The sequence below is a fragment of the Rhizobium acaciae genome (assembly GCF_025941625.1).
GTDB lineage: Bacteria > Pseudomonadota > Alphaproteobacteria > Rhizobiales > Rhizobiaceae > Rhizobium > Rhizobium acaciae.
The window spans coordinates 26,714-41,107 of the sequence record NZ_JAPCZO010000029.1 but is presented as its reverse complement, the minus strand read 5'-3'; the positions used below and the strand labels follow the sequence as shown (position 1 = coordinate 41,107).

The following is a 14,394-nucleotide window of genomic DNA, read 5'->3' as shown; positions in this document are numbered from 1 at the left end:
TTCGAAATATTGCAACGAATATAACGGTACGAGGCATCTTGGCTAGGGATATATCCAAGAAAATATAACCGTATTGGACCGCGGTGTCCGCAACGACCCAATAGAGTTACGCGTTGTTGAAGTGCATGGCTTGAACCGCAGCGTGAGATCCATAGGTGGAAATACCCGGGCGACAGGTTGGCAAACCGCAAGGACTCCCGGCGGCAGAGCATGCTCCGTCGATTTCTGCTAAGAAAAACGGCAATGCCAAAGCCACAAGGCTGCACAGGATTGCACGCAATGCATTGCTGCAATGCACCAATCGATATTCATCTTCCTGCGAAATATGCTACAACATAATCATCGAACGGCTTCTCCTCCTCCCATAGCCGTTCGATAGGGTCGACAACACTCCTCCTCCCAGTTGTCGATCGAGTTTATAAGCCCGACGGATCTCCTCCCCCGTCGGGCTTTCTCGTTTTCGGGTCTTCTTAAAATTAGGCTATTCGGCGTCGCTGTGCGACGAGCCATTGCGGATTGCCGTCGAGCTCAGGCCGGAGCGCGGTCCGTGGATGAAGGTCCAGGCCGGCGCACGCTTCTTCCAGAGAACACGGGCGTCATCCTCATCGACACGGGCGAAATCGAAAGTCCTGGCCATTTTTGAGGACAGGAAGGAAAGCGTCGCGCCCGGCCGATCGATCACCGCGATCGGAAAGGTGCGGGCAATCTCCTGCCATTTCTGCCATTTGTGAAAGGTCTGCAGGCTGTCAGCGCCCATGATCCAGACGAAATGCACATGTGGATTACGCGCCTTGACGCGGGCAAGCGTATTGGCGGTGTAGCTGGTGCCCAGCGTCTGTTCGAAGGCGGTGACCTTGACCCGCGGGTCGGCGGCAACACGCTCGCTTTCGGCAATGCGCTCGGCAAGCGGGGCAAGCTGGTTGCGGCTCTTCAGCGGATTGCCCGGGGTGACCATCCACCAGAGCTGGTCGAGGCCAAGTCGCTTGAGGGCGATCTCAGCGACGAGCGCGTGGCCCTGATGCGGCGGATTGAACGAGCCGCCGAACAGACCGACGACCATGCCGCGCTCGCTGTGCGGCATGCGGCGATAGCGCCGGTCCACATTCTCGGTCGTCACGTCAGGGCCGCGTCTGTCCGGCACCATGCACCCGATATTTGAAAGAGGTGAGCTGTTCGACGCCGACGGGGCCACGGGCATGCATCTTGCCGGTGGCGATGCCGATTTCCGCACCCATGCCGAACTCGCCGCCATCGGCAAACTGCGTCGAGGCATTGTGCAGCAGGATCGCCGAATCGACTTCGGTGAAGAAACGCGCGACGACGGCAGGGTCCTCGGCGATCACAGCCTCGGTATGGTTGGAGGAATATGTCTGGATATGGGCGATGGCGCCCGATATGCCGTCGACGACGGCAACCGAGATGATCGCGTCGAGATATTCGGTCGACCAGTCCTCCTCGGTCGCGGGCTTCATGCCGGGTGCGACCTTCAGCACCGTTGCCGAAGCGCGGATCTCGCAGCCGGCCTCCGTCAGAACCTCAAGCAGCGGCGTCAGATGCGTGCCGATCGCGGCGCCATCGACGAGCAGGGTTTCGGCCGCCCCGCAGATGCCGGTGCGGCGCATCTTGGAATTGACGATGATCTTCTTCGCCATTTCGATATCGGCCGAAGCATCGACATAGATGTGGCAAAGGCCTTCGAGATGGGCAAAAACCGGCACGCGAGCCTCGCTCTGCACGCGGGCAACCAGGCTCTTGCCGCCGCGCGGCACGATGACGTCGATCGCGCCGTCGAGGCCCCGCAGCATGGCGCCGACGGCCGCACGGTCGGTGATCGGCACGAGTTGAATAGCATGCTCTGGAAGTCCCGCCGCCTTCAGGCCCTCGACCAGGCAGGCATGAATAGCCTGCGATGAACGGCGCGAATCCGATCCGCAACGCAGGATGACGGCATTGCCTGCCTTGAGGCAGAGGGCGCCGGCATCGGCCGTGACGTTCGGTCGGCTTTCGAAGATGACGCCGATGACGCCGAGCGGCGTGCGGACACGCTCGATCTTCAACCCGTTCGGTCGGTCCCAGGCAGCGATGACTTCGCCGACCGGATCGGCAAGAGCGGCGATGGCGCGGATTCCCTCGGCCATCTCGGCGATGCGCTTGTCGTTCAGCGTCAGCCGGTCGACGAAGGAAGCGAGTATCTCGGTGCCTTCGATATCCTTCAGGTCCTTGGCGTTCTCGGCAAGAATATGCGCCTTGTTCGCCAGGATCGCATCGGCCATGGCATTTAAAGCCCTGTTCTTGGCCTCAGTCGACGCAAAGCTCAGCGGTCGTGCGGCAGACTTTGCCTTGCGGCCAATGTCGTTCATCAGCACCTCAATGTCAGGGCCCGGCGCAACGGTATCAAGCATAACTCGCGTCCTTCTTCTGCCTTTCCGATTTCGAACCGATCTGCGCGGTCATCACCATGTCGTCGCGATGGACCATGGCGGCGCGTCCGGCATAACCGAGAATGGTCTCGATCTCCGCCGACTTGCGGCCGGCAATCCGACGGGCGTCGTCGGCATCGTAGCTTACCAGGCCGCGGGCGATCTCGCGGCCGGCCGGGCCGATGATCGCCACCGTGTCGCCGCGGCTGAAGAGGCCGGACACGCTGCGAACGCCGGCGGGAAGCAGGCTCTTGCCGGCCCCGAGGGCTGCGACGGCGCCGTCATCGACATGCAGTTCGCCAGCCGGCTGCAACTGCCCGGCAATCCAGGTCTTGCGGGCGGTAACGGGTGTGCCAGATGGCGCGAACCAGGAGGAACGCGCGCCGTTTTCGATCGCCGACAGAGGGTTGTCGGTCTTGCCGGAGGCGATGATCATGGCGCAGCCTGATGCCGTCGCAATCTTGCCGGCATCGATCTTGGTGCGCATGCCGCCGCGCGAAAGCTCGGAGGCAGCACCCCCGGCCATTGCCTCGATCTCGGGGGTGATTTCGGCAATCGTCTCGAGGAACGCTGCGTTTGGATCGAGATGGGGCGGCGCGGTGTAGAGACCGTCGATATCGGAGAGAAGAATGAGCAGATCGGCGCCGGTCATCGTCGCGACGCGGGCGGCCAGGCGGTCGTTGTCGCCATAGCGGATCTCGCTGGTGGCGACCGTGTCGTTTTCATTGATGATCGGCACGGCGCCGATCTTCAAAAGCTGATTGATGGTGGCGCGCGCATTGAGATAGCGACGGCGTTCCTCGGTATCGCCGAGCGTCAGCAGGATCTGGCCGGCGACGATCTCGTCGCGCGACAGGCTTTCCGACCAGGCACGCGCCAGCACAATCTGGCCGACGGCAGCGGCCGCCTGGCTTTCCTCCAGCTTCAGCGCGCCTGACGGCAGGTCGAGCACCGAGCGGCCGAGCGCGATTGCGCCCGAAGAGACGACGAGCACGTCGATACCCTTGGCCTTCAGGCCGGAGATATCGGCGCACATGGCGTCGAGCCAGGCCTTCTTCAGCCCGGCCTTGCGGTCGACCAGAAGCGCGGATCCGATCTTGATGACGATGCGGCGGTAGCGGCCAAGCGGCTTACGGCTGGTCATCGCCCTCGTCTCCACCCTTGCCCTCGCCCTCATCGGTGACGACCATGTCGCGATGGCGCAGCTTCGGCACCTTGGCCGGCTTCTCCTCGGTATTGGCTTCGACGATGATGTCGCGCAGCGCACGCAACACCTCGGTCATGCCCTTGCCGGTGACGGCCGAAATCTGGAATGGCGTCTTGCCGCAGGCCTTGGCCAATTCCTTGGTCTTCTTCTTCAATTCGGCATCGTCGAGCACGTCGATCTGCGACAGCGCCACAATCTCCGCCTTGTCGGTCAGCTCGTTTCCGTAGGCTTCGAGTTCGTGCTTGACCGTCTTATAGGCCTTGCCGACCTTTTCTTCCTGGGCGGAGATGAGGTGGAGCAGCACACGGGTGCGCTCGACATGGCCGAGGAAACGGTCGCCGATGCCGACACCTTCATGGGCGCCTTCGATCAGGCCCGGAATGTCGGCCAGGATGAATTCGCGCTCATCGATCGTGGCGACGCCGAGATTGGGATGCAGCGTGGTGAAGGGATAGTTGGCGATCTTCGGCCGGGCCCGGGTGACAGCGGCAAGGAAAGTCGACTTGCCGGCATTCGGCATGCCGACGAGGCCGGCATCGGCAATCAGTTTCAGATGAAGCCAGATGGTTTTTTCTTCGCCGGGCAGGCCGGGATTGGCCCAATCCGGCGCCTGATTGGTCGAGGTCTTGAAGTGGGCGTTGCCGAAGCCGCCATTGCCGCCATGGGCGAGGCAGTAACGCTGGCCTTCGACGGTCAGGTCGCAGATCAGCGTTTCCTGGTCTTCCTCGAAGATCTGGGTGCCGACGGGAACCTTCAGCGTCACATCGCTGCCGTTGGCGCCGGTGCGGTTCCGGCCCATGCCATGGGTGCCGATCGTCGCCTTGAAATGCTGCTGGTAGCGGAAATCGATCAGCGTGTTGAGGCCGTTGACGGCCTCGACCCAGACGTCGCCGCCGCGTCCGCCATCACCGCCATCCGGGCCGCCGAACTCGATGAATTTCTCGCGCCGGAACGAAACGCTGCCGCCGCCGCCGTCCCCGGACTTGATATAGACCTTTGCTTCGTCGAGAAATTTCATTTTACTTCCAATATTCAGTGGCAGTTGGACGGCCCGTCTTGGCCCATTCGATATAGGCGGTTCCGACGGAGGTCAAAGATTATCGTGAATTTTGCGAGCTATAACATACAGTACGGCTTCGGTCTCGACGGCAGATACGATCTGGCGCGCATTGCCCGGAGTCTCGAGGGTGCCGATGTCATCGCGCTGCAGGAGGTCACCCGCGGTTTCTCCCGCAACGGTTTTGCCGACATGGCAGCCGATATTGCCGCCCTTTTTCCCGACTATTTCTGGGTGTATGGACCGGCCTGCGACATGCATGTCGAAGCTGATGAAGGCGGGCTCCAGCCGGTGCGCGGGACCCGTTTCCAGTTCGGCAACATGGTGCTGTCGCGCTGGCCGATCCTCTCGACCCGAACGTTGCTTCTGCCGCGCAGCCGCACGATCGGCAAGATCAACCTGCAGCGCGGCGCGACCGAGGCGGTGATCGACGAACCCGGCGGTGCGATCCGCGTCTACTCCGTCCATCTTGACCATGTCTCCGCCGACGAGCGCATCCGCCAGCTGCAATTTCTGAATGCCCATATCAATGCCTTCGTCCAGGAGGGTGGGTCGCTGACGGGGGGTGGTGAATTCGACCTGCCGGAGCCGCCGCTGCCGGAGGATTATGTCATCATGGGCGATTTCAACATGGAGCCGGAATCGCCGGAATATTGCGCGCTTGCCGGGACTGGCGGCGGATATTATGGCCGGGTGGCAAGGATCGGCACGCCGGTCGACGCCTTTGCGGCGCTCGAGGCTTACTCTCCGAAGAGCTACAGCTGGATGGATCCCGAAGATCACGGCAAACGCATGCATCTCGATTATTGCTTCGTCAGTTGCGGCCTTGAGGGCCGGTTGAAATCCGCCCGGATCGATACGCAATCCGTCGGTTCCGACCATTTCCCTCTATGGGTCGAGATCGGCGTTTGATGGAGACGCCGCCAGTGCGGCGACGTCTGCTTTCTAAACCTGGAGCATGATGTTGTCCGAAAACCGCATACACTTTTCGGCATCATGCTCTATCAGGCGACCTTTCGCGGCTGCAGCGTGCCCGGCTGCAGCACCGTTTCGATGTGCGACACCATGGTGTTGCGGGCGAAACAATAGATTTCGCCGCAACCCGTCATGCGGAAACCGAGCTTCTCCTGCAGTCGCAGCGAAGCCGGGTTGTCGGCGAAGACGCCGGAATGAACAGGCGTCTCCGGCATGCGGCGCGAGAAGCGCTCGATGATCGCAGTCACCGCCTCGCTCATATAGCCGCGCCGCCAGTAGTAGCGGTTCAGCCAATAGCCGAGGTGCCAGCGGCCGTGGCGCAACTCGATCGAGACGTTGCCGATATGGACATCGTCCTTGCCGGTAATCGCCAGCGGCCAGTCGGGCAGGGTGCCTGATGTGACCGGGATCAGCCAGTCCAGCGCATCCTGCCGGTCGAACGGCGCGGGTACGCGGGACAGCATCCGCGTGACCGCGAAATCGGAAAGCGATTCCGCGATATCAGGCGCATCGCTCAGCCTGTGGGGGCGGAGCGTCAGCCGGGCGGTCGAGATAACAGGCGCAGGGCCGGGCATCATCGGCTTGACCTCTGGCCTTTGCAGCGCAGTCGTGCTCATGCGATGTTCCCCCAGCTTCGGAGGGACATCCAGGTCTTGCGGTCGAGCCTGTACCATTCGACCGGCACGTTGCTGCCGAGCGCCAGCGAGGCGGCGAGCCCCGAACCCTGGAACTGGAAGCCGCACTTCTGGATGACGCGGCGCGAGGCGACGTTCATGACCCGGCAACGGGCGTCGATCTGATCGACGTCCTGACGGGTCCTGAACACCATATCGACCAGGGCATGGCAGGCCTCGGTCGTATAACCCTTGTTCCAATAAGGCTCGCCCAGCCAGTAACCGATCTCGACGGTCTTGCCGTCTGTCTGCGGCTCAACACCGCAGCAGCCGATAAAGGCACCGTTTTCGGCTTTGGTGATCGCATAGACGCACTTGCCAATCTCGCCATTTTTCGTGCGACGCACGAAGTCGGCAGCATCATCGGCGGTATAAGGGTGCGGCATACGCGATACCATGGTGGCGACTTTGGCGTTATTGGCGAGATGGGCAAGGGCGTCGATGTCTTCTTCGTGGGGCGCGCGCATGACGAGCCTTTCCGATAACAAGACAGGGCAATCGGTCCTTAACCGTTCCGGCCTCAGCCGCTCCGTGGAAGACCGCTGGTCTTCCTGGGGAGACCGTGATTGGTCTACCCTTAACAATTCGCCTTGCATGGTTCAGTCCTCCTTGAGGGGTAAAGAAAAAGGGGAGATGGCGCCCCATCTCCCCTGTTTTCTAGACTGAACCTGATACGGCCAGCCGGGTCGATGAGACGCCGGCTGTTTTTGAGCGCTACCGGCTTATTCCGCTGCTTCCGCTTTCGGCATGACAGACACGTAGACGCGACCGTTGGCCTTGGTTCGGTAGTTCACATTGCCGGCGGTAAGCGCAAAAATCGTGTGATCCTTGCCGAGGCCGACGTTGGAACCCGGATGCCACTCAGTACCGCGCTGACGCACGATGATGTTGCCTGCAATGACGGCTTCGCCGCCGAACTTCTTCACGCCAAGGCGCTTGGACTGAGAATCGCGACCGTTGCGCGATGAACCGCCAGCTTTTTTGTGTGCCATTGGAGTTCTCCTTTAAAACCCTGTCTCGTTGATCTTACTTGGCAGCCACGATGTCCGTGATACGGACGACCGTGTGATGCTGACGATGGCCGCGCGAACGCTTCGAATTCTGACGGCGGCGCTTCTTGAAGGCGATGACCTTCTTGCCGCGGTTCTGTTCGACGACTTCTGCCTTGACAGAGGCGCCGGTTACGAAGGGCGCACCGATCGCAGCGTCGGCGCCTTCGCCGATCACGAGCACTTCGGTGAATTCAATGGAGTCGCCAGCGGTGGCTTCCAGCTTTTCGATGGTCAGCACGTCGTTGGCTGCCACACGGTACTGTTTACCGCCGGTCTTGATGACTGCGAACATTTTTTATCCTTTCATGTTCGTTCCAGCGCTCCCCGCAAATCCAGCAGGTGGCTGTCTTTTTATCAGTCGAAGTTAAGCAGGGATTTCAGAGGTCTAATCCTCGAACTCGTCCTGCCGGTGAAGCCCCGCGCGAGCGCGGGACGGCCAAGGCGCGGATTTCTCCAAACCTATTGCGCAGCCGAGATACGCGAGTGACAAAAAGGTGTCAAGGCAAAAGGATGGAAAGCTTCGACTTTTCGGCTTGCCAGCCTGTCATTTGCCCGTTATGAGAACGCCCGCGCCGAACAAGCGCCGACCAGACCGCGGAGAGGTGGCAGAGTGGTCGAATGCACCGCACTCGAAATGCGGCATACCTGCAAGGGTATCGTGGGTTCAAATCCCACCCTCTCCGCCATCAAACATAATTATCATGCAATGAAGCACGTGCGAAAACGTGCGGTTTTGACCTGGGCCACATTTGACTGCGGGGCCATATCTGCGGCGCGGCTGAAGCAACCCGTCCCCAAGAGGCCGACGCAGGTGGTTATGGTCCGTTGATGATGCGATACACGGAAGCATTGCCCTCAACTCCGTGGAGTGAGGAACCAAACTCCACGACATGGTGGCCAGTCAGGAGATGAATGACACCTGGCGCCGTATAGAGCGCTTCCGAGATACAGATTTCGCCGGCATCTGCCAGAGATTGCACGCGGGCGGCAACATTTACGGTCTGACCAAAATAGTCGAGATTATCGTTTAGTGTGACAGCTATGGATGGGCCGCAGTGTGCGCCGATTTTGAGGATGATGCCCGGTTCACCATGTTCGAGATTGAAACGCTCGATTTCCTTTAAGATCTGCAATGCCGCCGAAACCGCGTCTGTTGGACGAGAGAAGACGGCCATCACTGCGTCGCCGATCGTCTTTACGATGGCGCCGGAATGTTGCTGCGCCGTCAATTCGAGGAGAGCAAAATGCTCCCTCACCAAGGCGTAGGCGTTCAGGTCGCCCAAGCGCTCATACAGAGCCGTTGAACCTTTTAGGTCTGTGAAGAGGAAAGTCACTTGGCGAATGCCGAGCCCTTCCCGCTCATCGATTCGCTCGGACCGGAACAGGCGTCTGAAGGTCTGCCTTGCTAGCAACATCCCGCCGGAGATATACGGCTCGAATTCGAGCTGCGGCTTGATTGCCAGGGCTGCCACCTCGGGCGGCCAGTTTATCAAAAGCAGCGAGCCGCGAACGGGTCCTGTATTTTCCACCTCGATAATACAAGGACCCGGCGATAAAACGGCGAGGGCCGGGGAAAAGCGTTGCCCATCATACCGGACCCGCAGCAGCGTCGGCGCTGTGGCCGGCTCACCTGATATCGGCGTTATGAAGGCAGCTTGCGTTTGGACATTCACGCCGGAGAGAACACCAGGACCCAGCTCCGCCCGTAGCGTGACGCTCGAGTTCGGCGGCAGATAAGTGAGGCCGCGGACCAGTCCGCGCAGGTAGTCGAGAAATCGAGCTTGCTGGCCGGGCAGCCTCCCGTCGTTGGCGAAGCGAAGCTTCCAGTGGAAGTCTTCGACCGAGAGCGAGTCGGGATCATGAAACGGCAGCCGCCGAAGATGCGGCGACACGGAGAACGTAACTTCGATGAAGTCATCAAGGTCAGTTTCGCCCGATACGTCGCACAAGCCGCAGACATAGTGGGTCTTGAGCGTGCGCAAGGCGCCGAAGCTGTCGAGCACCATTCCAGATTGGGGACAAAGCACATCCCAGGTCATCTCGAACAGGCCGCATCGGGTGGCATGGAGGAACAGGTCAATGGATTCCGTGTCAGTGATCGCGCGGTCACGTGCGAACGCCAGCGGATTGACGCGATAAAGGGCGAGGTCGTTGCCGTCCCTGATCAGCGCTTCGAACTTAGAGATCACGCGCGGGCTCCAGGATCGAGCCTGCTCGATCTGGATCATCTTGCTTTCGAGAAGCCGATCGTCGACGCCAGTCATGGTCAACTTGTCCGAAGGCGTTACGAGCGGAATTTCGGTGCGCCACCGGGATCGAGTTCCCAATGACCTACATGCTCGAACCTTCACCCGCCGCCGTAGATTGCCGGCCCTGATTCTACCGAATGAACCCTGCTGACACAAGGTCGTGACCGGAGCGGGGTTTTGCGAATACGCTAACTTCTCGCACGGGCCCGCGTCAGTTGCCCAGCGTCTTCTTCACCCAGGCTCCAACCTCGTCGCCGCTACTCATGTCGGGCTGCACCAGTCGCGGCTCTCATGGGCGGGTGATCTTATAGACCAGCAAATTATCCGAATCCGAAAGTTTGGTTGCGGTCTTGTCCAGATGGTCGATAACCCCATCATGATGCTCGATGAACAGCCGACCCTCCTTGTCGGCGGCGTTCTTGGCCACGCCGAACAGATCCGCGCCCTGCGCGCGCAGTTCCTCGAGCTGCGCGATCGCGGCAGCGTCATCCGCAACGAATTTCGACCATTCGGCATCACCTCCGCCAGGCGGGAACACCCAGCCGCGCGCCCTGCTGTAGTAGATTGCGACGGGATCGCCGACCTCAGGCGCGATGGCGACGACGAGGTCGCCCGGTTGCGCCAACCGCGCCAGTTCCTCGCCAAGCAGCTTGCCGTTCATGGCGATTGGCTTCTTCATCGTCCTGACGAGGGGCAAGGTCGACCAGGCAAGCGCGATGGCCACGATGAAGATCGAGCGAAGCACCACCGCCGGCGTCAGAACGGTTCTCGACCCAAGCGTTGCCAGAAGAAGCGCGCCGTGGCCGCAGAACATCGCGATCGGCACATGGAAGATGTGAAAGTTCCATACGTTGCTGGTGATCTCGCCCGCCGCCGCCAGATAGAGGATGATGGCCGCAGCCAACCACACATAGGGAATGGCCGAAAGGCTGCGTTGCTTCGGGTCTTCGGCGCGGCTGCGCGGTATCCACAAGCCGACGGCCAGCAGCACCAGGAACGGATAGCCGTAGAACCACAAGACCGAGGTGTTCCACAAGGATTTGAAGTAGAACCTGTCCCTGACATATGTCCAGAAGCCGTAATCCCAGATATAGCCGCCGGTGCCGGCGATATGAAACGGCGGATAGCTGCGGCCGAGATAAATCGCCCAGCTGAAATAGGCGCCGATGATGGCTAGGCTCAGAAGCCCCGACAGGAAGACAAAGGTCGCCTGCTTTCGCTTTTTCTCCCGAATCCAGCAGACCATGAGATAGAAGATGGCGGCGCCGGCCGCGATGCCGGGTGGCTTTGACAGCACGCCGAGCGAGAAGCTGACAGTGGCGAGCGGCAAGAGCCAGCGGCTGCCGCCGGCCCAGTATTTGGCGAACAGCCAGACGCCAAGAGTGACCAAGGCCAGCATCGCGGGATCGGGAAGAAAGGAGCTGTCGACCATGATCGCCGCCGGCATCAGCGCGTAGGCCAGCGCCGCCGCGTGGGCGTGCATCTCGTCCCAACAGAGCGCCGTCAGCCGATGCAGCGAAAACACCGTCACCAGACCGAAGAAGGCCGCAACCATACGGCCGAACCAGTCGTGCCAGCCGAAGAGTTGGTAAAGCAAGGCCGTGAGATAGCTGACGATCTGGAACTCGCGGCCCTGATAGCTTGGCCCGGGTCCTGTCCAGCTGACCTCCGGAAAAAAGATGTTCCAGCTGCGCTGCTGGAAATTGTCGGCCATCATTGCGGTGCTTATCTCGCGCCAGCTGAAGCCGTCAACCAGCGGCAAGGTGATCTTGTGGAACCTGAAGACGATGGCAACAATCAGGATCCCCAGCAAGATCGCCGTGTCGAGGCTCGGGTATTTGCGAGCAGCCCTGTCCCAGGCGCTCGTCTGCTGCTGACATTGCTGACCTTCGACCTGATCCAATTCCGGGTCGTCCGTCATCCGAAACCGTGTCTCCCTGACGCTCGATACGGCGCGATACGCGCCGGCATCGGATCGAGAGGAAGATGAGGCTGAGCGGGATCTCGCCGCCGGCGCGGTCGGCTGCGGAGCGGCTCGTAGGTTTCACCGAGCAGCGGCTTGGAAGGCTTGCGGGGCGGCTTTGTCATGAAGGCAGTTCATCAGCAATGCCTTAAAAAGCAATTAGCCCAGATTGATTAGTGACTCCATCCCTCAGGCGAGCGCAATAAGGACATCGGCGAGACGGCTCACCTTGATAGTTCTGGCACACGGCCAGCGTCAATTGCCCAGCGCCTTCTTCACCCAGGCTCCAACCTCATCGCCGCTGCTCATGTCGGACTGCACCAGCCCGTCGATCATGAAGGTCGGCGAGACGTGGATGCCGTTCTGCCGGGCATATTTGCAGTGCCATTTGATCTCCCGGTCGAGATCCGGGATTGCGAAGGCTTCTTTCAGCTTGACGCTACTATAGGCTTCCAGGCGCTCGATGATCTGGTTCGGCGTCACATCCATATTCGGGCCGCCGGCATGGTGTTCAAACTCGAACTCCTCGCGATGGGCGGCGATGGCAGCCATCACCTTCTTTGCAGTTTCCTTACCACCTTCCAGAGTCGAGGCTGCGATGATGCCGCGGACGAGGACACCCGAATACATATGCCAAGGTTGCGACTGCAGGCGGATCTTCACGGTGATCTTGTCTTCGCCGGCCTCGCCGAGCAGTTCGTCGAGCTTGTTGAACGCTCTGACCGAATAGGGGCAAGTCGGTTCCAAAAAGGCTTCGAAGATGCGGGGTCCATTGCCCCAAGTGAGTGGATCTGCATGCCAGGAAGTGGTCGTCATGGAATTCCTCTCTGAAGGTAAAGCATCCGCAGCGACTTAGGTCACCAGGCTCCAGAAGCCATACCTCTTGCCGTGCCGACGCTTAAGTTCCGCGACATAGGCGTCATGGGGTCTTGTGTTGCCGAAGTCATTGATATGAGGCGCAAGCGATGCGCAGTCCGCAAGATGCCTCGCCGCATGCTTATAGCGGCTGGACCGGCCGCTATCGAGCGCGAAATCGATCATGGAGCGCAAGAGGATGGTCGCCGAAAGCGGATGTTTCTCCGCCAGAGCTTCGGCCGCCGCCGGCATCAGCTCATAGAGATTGCCATCCAGTTCCGCCTTCCGCCTCATCACGAGTTTTGCTGCCTCTGCCGGTGCCGGCCAATTCAGGAAAAATGTAAGCGCCTGGTGGACGTCCGCGAAAGCCTGGGCATAAGCGAATGCCTTCTCCTCGGCCTCCAGATCGTCGAAGTCCGGCAGCCGCTTGAGGAAGGCCTTGAGGTGTCCGCCATGCAGCGACTGCTCGAAGCATGTCCATCGATAGGTCTGCGCCTCCTCTCCCCGCCCCAGGGCCTCGAGTGTCTCGACGCGCGCGAGCTGCCATTCGAATGGCATGCCGGCCTGGCCTGTCGCATCGACCTCATTCAGCACCTCAAGTGCCTCCTTCGCCCGGCCCGCCGAGACCAGGCGATTGGCGATGTCGGCCGCAATCATCGGCATCTTGCGCGTTTTCTCGGGTTGCTGAGCGATGTAGTCATCAACATCGCCCTGGGCATCGGCAATTTCCTGCAAGGCTATGCGCACCGTCAGATCTCGCTGAGTGCCGTAGATCTCATCTTCGTAAAGAGGCCCCGCGCTGCCCCAGCCGATGATCTCGCGCTTGTCATTAGCCGGCTTGTCTTTCGGCTCCTTGGACCATTCGACGAAGAGGGTTTTCAAGCAATCGAGACCATCCTTGCCGAGAGCTGGCGCCATCGCCGCAATCAGGTTGTCGTACTGGCCGTAACCATCGTCTTGCACGGCTTTGAACACCTTGTCGGCCAGGACATTGGAATCGATCTTGGCGGACACGGCGATGGCGGCAGCATCCTCGCAAGCCTGATGAAAACTTTGGATGACAGAACTGCTGCTGTCGCTGGATCTCTCAAAGATCGGATTTGCCATTGCGAGGAACTGCCATATCAGTTCGAACGCCTCCTGAGGATCATCGGCGGCAACCGTCTCTGCAATCGTCTTGCGCTGAGTTTCGAGATCGCTCTTCAGCGCTTTCACTTTGCGCCAGTTGATGACGGTGCGGGCGCGGGCAATGCTGGCAAGCCGCTTTCGCACCTCACGCGCCACCTCGGCGCCGCCGTGATTGCCGGCAAGCTCCATTCGAAGCCGTCGCTTGTGGGCAGCGCTGCCCATGCTGACCTCGATCAGCAGCTCGGCGAGGCGCTGCGCACCAAGGGATTCAAGATTCTTCGCATTGAGTGTTGTCTTGGCTGCCATCGGTCATCGCTGTCGTTTCTGTGATGACCCTATCCTGGAGGCGGTACTAGGCCAAGGTCCGGGAATGTGTGCACGGGATAATCCTTCGGCACCTCGCTATTAGCTAAAAACTAACGCTGCCTCGTAACGACTCCTAAAGCCGGTTTTGGCACCTTGTTGCCTGTCGAATATTGCTTCCAAATTTCTCGCTGGGGTTGATTATGAGTCATAATAAAGACGCCTGGGTCAGCCAGCGCGCTTATTCACTATGGGAATCGGAAGGCAGGCCGGATGGGCGTGGGGAAAGCCATTGGGCGCAGGCGTTGAGGGAGTTCGAGCAGTTGGAGCTGACGAAGGCCTCGCCTGATGGAAACGATCTCATCGAGAAGCTCAAGGCAGCCGGGCGGCTGATGCGAATCTGTGACGAGGCGGCTCCGGCTGCAGGGAACAACCGGCAGATCAAAGCGGCTCGCTAGGCCGTATTTATCAATCCCTGGGTTGCCGAAATATTCAGCGGCATTCCAGGCGG

General features: G+C 60.3%; 14 protein-coding genes, 1 tRNA gene and 2 pseudogenes. 3 read left to right on the top strand and 14 right to left on the bottom strand.

Annotation, left to right across the window (positions count from 1 at the left end):
- Positions 1 to 481 precede the first annotated feature (481 nt).
- Genes OLZ32_RS33195 through obgE form a run of 4 tightly spaced genes read right to left on the bottom strand, consistent with a single transcriptional unit; the run spans position 482 to position 4,645 of the window.
- Positions 482 to 1,144, bottom strand: a complete 663-nt coding sequence (locus OLZ32_RS33195) for a nicotinate-nucleotide adenylyltransferase (RefSeq protein ID WP_264424557.1) — start codon at positions 1,142 to 1,144, stop codon at positions 482 to 484.
- Entirely contained in the window at positions 1,119 to 2,402 is a 1,284-nt protein-coding gene (locus OLZ32_RS33190) for a glutamate-5-semialdehyde dehydrogenase (RefSeq protein ID WP_264424556.1), read from the bottom strand. The genes OLZ32_RS33195 and OLZ32_RS33190 overlap by 26 nt, the downstream gene beginning before the upstream one ends.
- Positions 2,395 to 3,564: a glutamate 5-kinase gene (proB, locus tag OLZ32_RS33185; protein WP_026160056.1), complete on the bottom strand. Its 1,170-nt coding sequence runs from the start codon at positions 3,562 to 3,564 to the stop codon at positions 2,395 to 2,397. Before proB ends, OLZ32_RS33190 begins: the two co-directional genes overlap by 8 nt.
- Positions 3,551 to 4,645, bottom strand: coding sequence for a GTPase ObgE (obgE, locus tag OLZ32_RS33180; RefSeq protein ID WP_003543917.1), 1,095 nt, complete (start codon positions 4,643 to 4,645; stop codon positions 3,551 to 3,553). Before obgE ends, proB begins: the two co-directional genes overlap by 14 nt.
- 84 nt (positions 4,646 to 4,729) lie before the next feature.
- On the opposite strand from obgE, the gene OLZ32_RS33175 reads away from it, so the two are divergent.
- The gene (locus tag OLZ32_RS33175; protein ID WP_264424552.1) at positions 4,730 to 5,596 is read left to right on the top strand and encodes an endonuclease/exonuclease/phosphatase family protein; all 867 of its coding nucleotides are present in this window, start codon (positions 4,730 to 4,732) and stop codon (positions 5,594 to 5,596) included.
- Positions 5,597 to 5,688: 92 nt separating this feature from the next.
- Here OLZ32_RS33175 and OLZ32_RS33170 read toward each other — a convergent pair whose 3' ends face one another.
- The 4 genes from OLZ32_RS33170 to rplU form a co-directional block, all read right to left on the bottom strand.
- On the bottom strand, positions 5,689 to 6,276 hold the full coding sequence (locus tag OLZ32_RS33170) for a GNAT family N-acetyltransferase (RefSeq protein ID WP_026160055.1): 588 nt from the start codon (positions 6,274 to 6,276) through the stop codon (positions 5,689 to 5,691).
- Positions 6,273 to 6,929 (bottom strand): GNAT family N-acetyltransferase, encoded by a 657-nt coding sequence (locus tag OLZ32_RS33165; RefSeq protein WP_003543911.1) that lies wholly within the window; start codon positions 6,927 to 6,929, stop codon positions 6,273 to 6,275. The genes OLZ32_RS33170 and OLZ32_RS33165 overlap by 4 nt, the downstream gene beginning before the upstream one ends.
- A gap of 126 nt (positions 6,930 to 7,055) precedes the next feature.
- Positions 7,056 to 7,325, bottom strand: a complete 270-nt coding sequence (gene rpmA, locus OLZ32_RS33160) for a 50S ribosomal protein L27 (RefSeq protein WP_003543909.1) — start codon at positions 7,323 to 7,325, stop codon at positions 7,056 to 7,058.
- A 34-nt stretch (positions 7,326 to 7,359) separates the two neighbouring features.
- Positions 7,360 to 7,677 carry a 50S ribosomal protein L21 gene (gene rplU / locus OLZ32_RS33155; RefSeq protein WP_003543907.1) on the bottom strand — a complete coding sequence of 106 codons (318 nt, stop codon included), beginning with the start codon at positions 7,675 to 7,677 and terminating at the stop codon, positions 7,360 to 7,362.
- A 304-nt stretch (positions 7,678 to 7,981) separates the two neighbouring features.
- Here rplU and OLZ32_RS33150 point away from each other — a divergent pair.
- Positions 7,982 to 8,071, top strand: a tRNA-Ser gene (locus tag OLZ32_RS33150).
- Between the two features lie 129 nt (positions 8,072 to 8,200).
- Here OLZ32_RS33150 and OLZ32_RS33145 read toward each other — a convergent pair.
- The 6 genes and pseudogenes from OLZ32_RS33145 to OLZ32_RS33125 all read right to left on the bottom strand — a co-directional run bounded on the left by OLZ32_RS33145 (position 8,201) and on the right by OLZ32_RS33125 (position 13,886).
- A complete protein-coding gene (locus tag OLZ32_RS33145; protein WP_003543903.1) occupies positions 8,201 to 9,649 on the bottom strand; it encodes an adenylate/guanylate cyclase domain-containing protein in 1,449 nt (482 codons plus the stop codon).
- Positions 9,650 to 9,845: 196 nt separating this feature from the next.
- Positions 9,846 to 9,914: pseudogene (locus tag OLZ32_RS39280) on the bottom strand (thioredoxin); the annotation flags it as partial.
- Positions 9,915 to 9,923: 9 nt separating this feature from the next.
- Complete coding sequence (locus OLZ32_RS33140; protein WP_264424550.1) at positions 9,924 to 11,555, bottom strand: ArnT family glycosyltransferase; 1,632 nt, start codon at positions 11,553 to 11,555, stop codon at positions 9,924 to 9,926.
- A gap of 29 nt (positions 11,556 to 11,584) precedes the next feature.
- A pseudogene (locus tag OLZ32_RS33135) lies at positions 11,585 to 11,722 on the bottom strand (non-homologous end-joining DNA ligase); the annotation flags it as partial.
- Between the two features lie 130 nt (positions 11,723 to 11,852).
- Positions 11,853 to 12,413: a DsbA family protein gene (locus OLZ32_RS33130; RefSeq protein WP_017989820.1), complete on the bottom strand. Its 561-nt coding sequence runs from the start codon at positions 12,411 to 12,413 to the stop codon at positions 11,853 to 11,855.
- A gap of 36 nt (positions 12,414 to 12,449) precedes the next feature.
- Positions 12,450 to 13,886, bottom strand: a complete 1,437-nt coding sequence (locus OLZ32_RS33125; protein ID WP_003543900.1) for a DUF6880 family protein — start codon at positions 13,884 to 13,886, stop codon at positions 12,450 to 12,452.
- A 200-nt stretch (positions 13,887 to 14,086) separates the two neighbouring features.
- Here OLZ32_RS33125 and OLZ32_RS33120 point away from each other — a divergent pair, with 200 nt between their 5' ends.
- On the top strand, positions 14,087 to 14,341 hold the full coding sequence (locus OLZ32_RS33120; protein ID WP_026160053.1) for a DUF2934 domain-containing protein: 255 nt from the start codon (positions 14,087 to 14,089) through the stop codon (positions 14,339 to 14,341).
- Positions 14,342 to 14,394 lie beyond the last annotated feature (53 nt).

Excerpts from the sequence above, each read along its gene's own strand:
- OLZ32_RS33195 (WP_264424557.1), bottom strand. The coding sequence starts at position 1,144 with ATGGTGCCGGACAGACGCGGCCCTGACGTGACGACCGAGAATGTGGAC.
- OLZ32_RS33190 (WP_264424556.1), bottom strand. The coding sequence starts at position 2,402 with ATGCTTGATACCGTTGCGCCGGGCCCTGACATTGAGGTGCTGATGAAC.
- proB (WP_026160056.1), bottom strand. The coding sequence starts at position 3,564 with ATGACCAGCCGTAAGCCGCTTGGCCGCTACCGCCGCATCGTCATCAAG.
- obgE (WP_003543917.1), bottom strand. The coding sequence starts at position 4,645 with ATGAAATTTCTCGACGAAGCAAAGGTCTATATCAAGTCCGGGGACGGC.
- OLZ32_RS33170 (WP_026160055.1), bottom strand. The coding sequence starts at position 6,276 with ATGAGCACGACTGCGCTGCAAAGGCCAGAGGTCAAGCCGATGATGCCC.
- OLZ32_RS33165 (WP_003543911.1), bottom strand. The coding sequence starts at position 6,929 with ATGCAAGGCGAATTGTTAAGGGTAGACCAATCACGGTCTCCCCAGGAA.
- rpmA (WP_003543909.1), bottom strand. The coding sequence starts at position 7,325 with ATGGCACACAAAAAAGCTGGCGGTTCATCGCGCAACGGTCGCGATTCT.
- rplU (WP_003543907.1), bottom strand. The coding sequence starts at position 7,677 with ATGTTCGCAGTCATCAAGACCGGCGGTAAACAGTACCGTGTGGCAGCC.
- OLZ32_RS33145 (WP_003543903.1), bottom strand. The coding sequence starts at position 9,649 with ATGACTGGCGTCGACGATCGGCTTCTCGAAAGCAAGATGATCCAGATC.
- OLZ32_RS33140 (WP_264424550.1), bottom strand. The coding sequence starts at position 11,555 with ATGACGGACGACCCGGAATTGGATCAGGTCGAAGGTCAGCAATGTCAG.
- OLZ32_RS33130 (WP_017989820.1), bottom strand. The coding sequence starts at position 12,413 with ATGACGACCACTTCCTGGCATGCAGATCCACTCACTTGGGGCAATGGA.
- OLZ32_RS33125 (WP_003543900.1), bottom strand. The coding sequence starts at position 13,886 with ATGGCAGCCAAGACAACACTCAATGCGAAGAATCTTGAATCCCTTGGT.
- OLZ32_RS33120 (WP_026160053.1), top strand. The coding sequence starts at position 14,087 with ATGAGTCATAATAAAGACGCCTGGGTCAGCCAGCGCGCTTATTCACTA.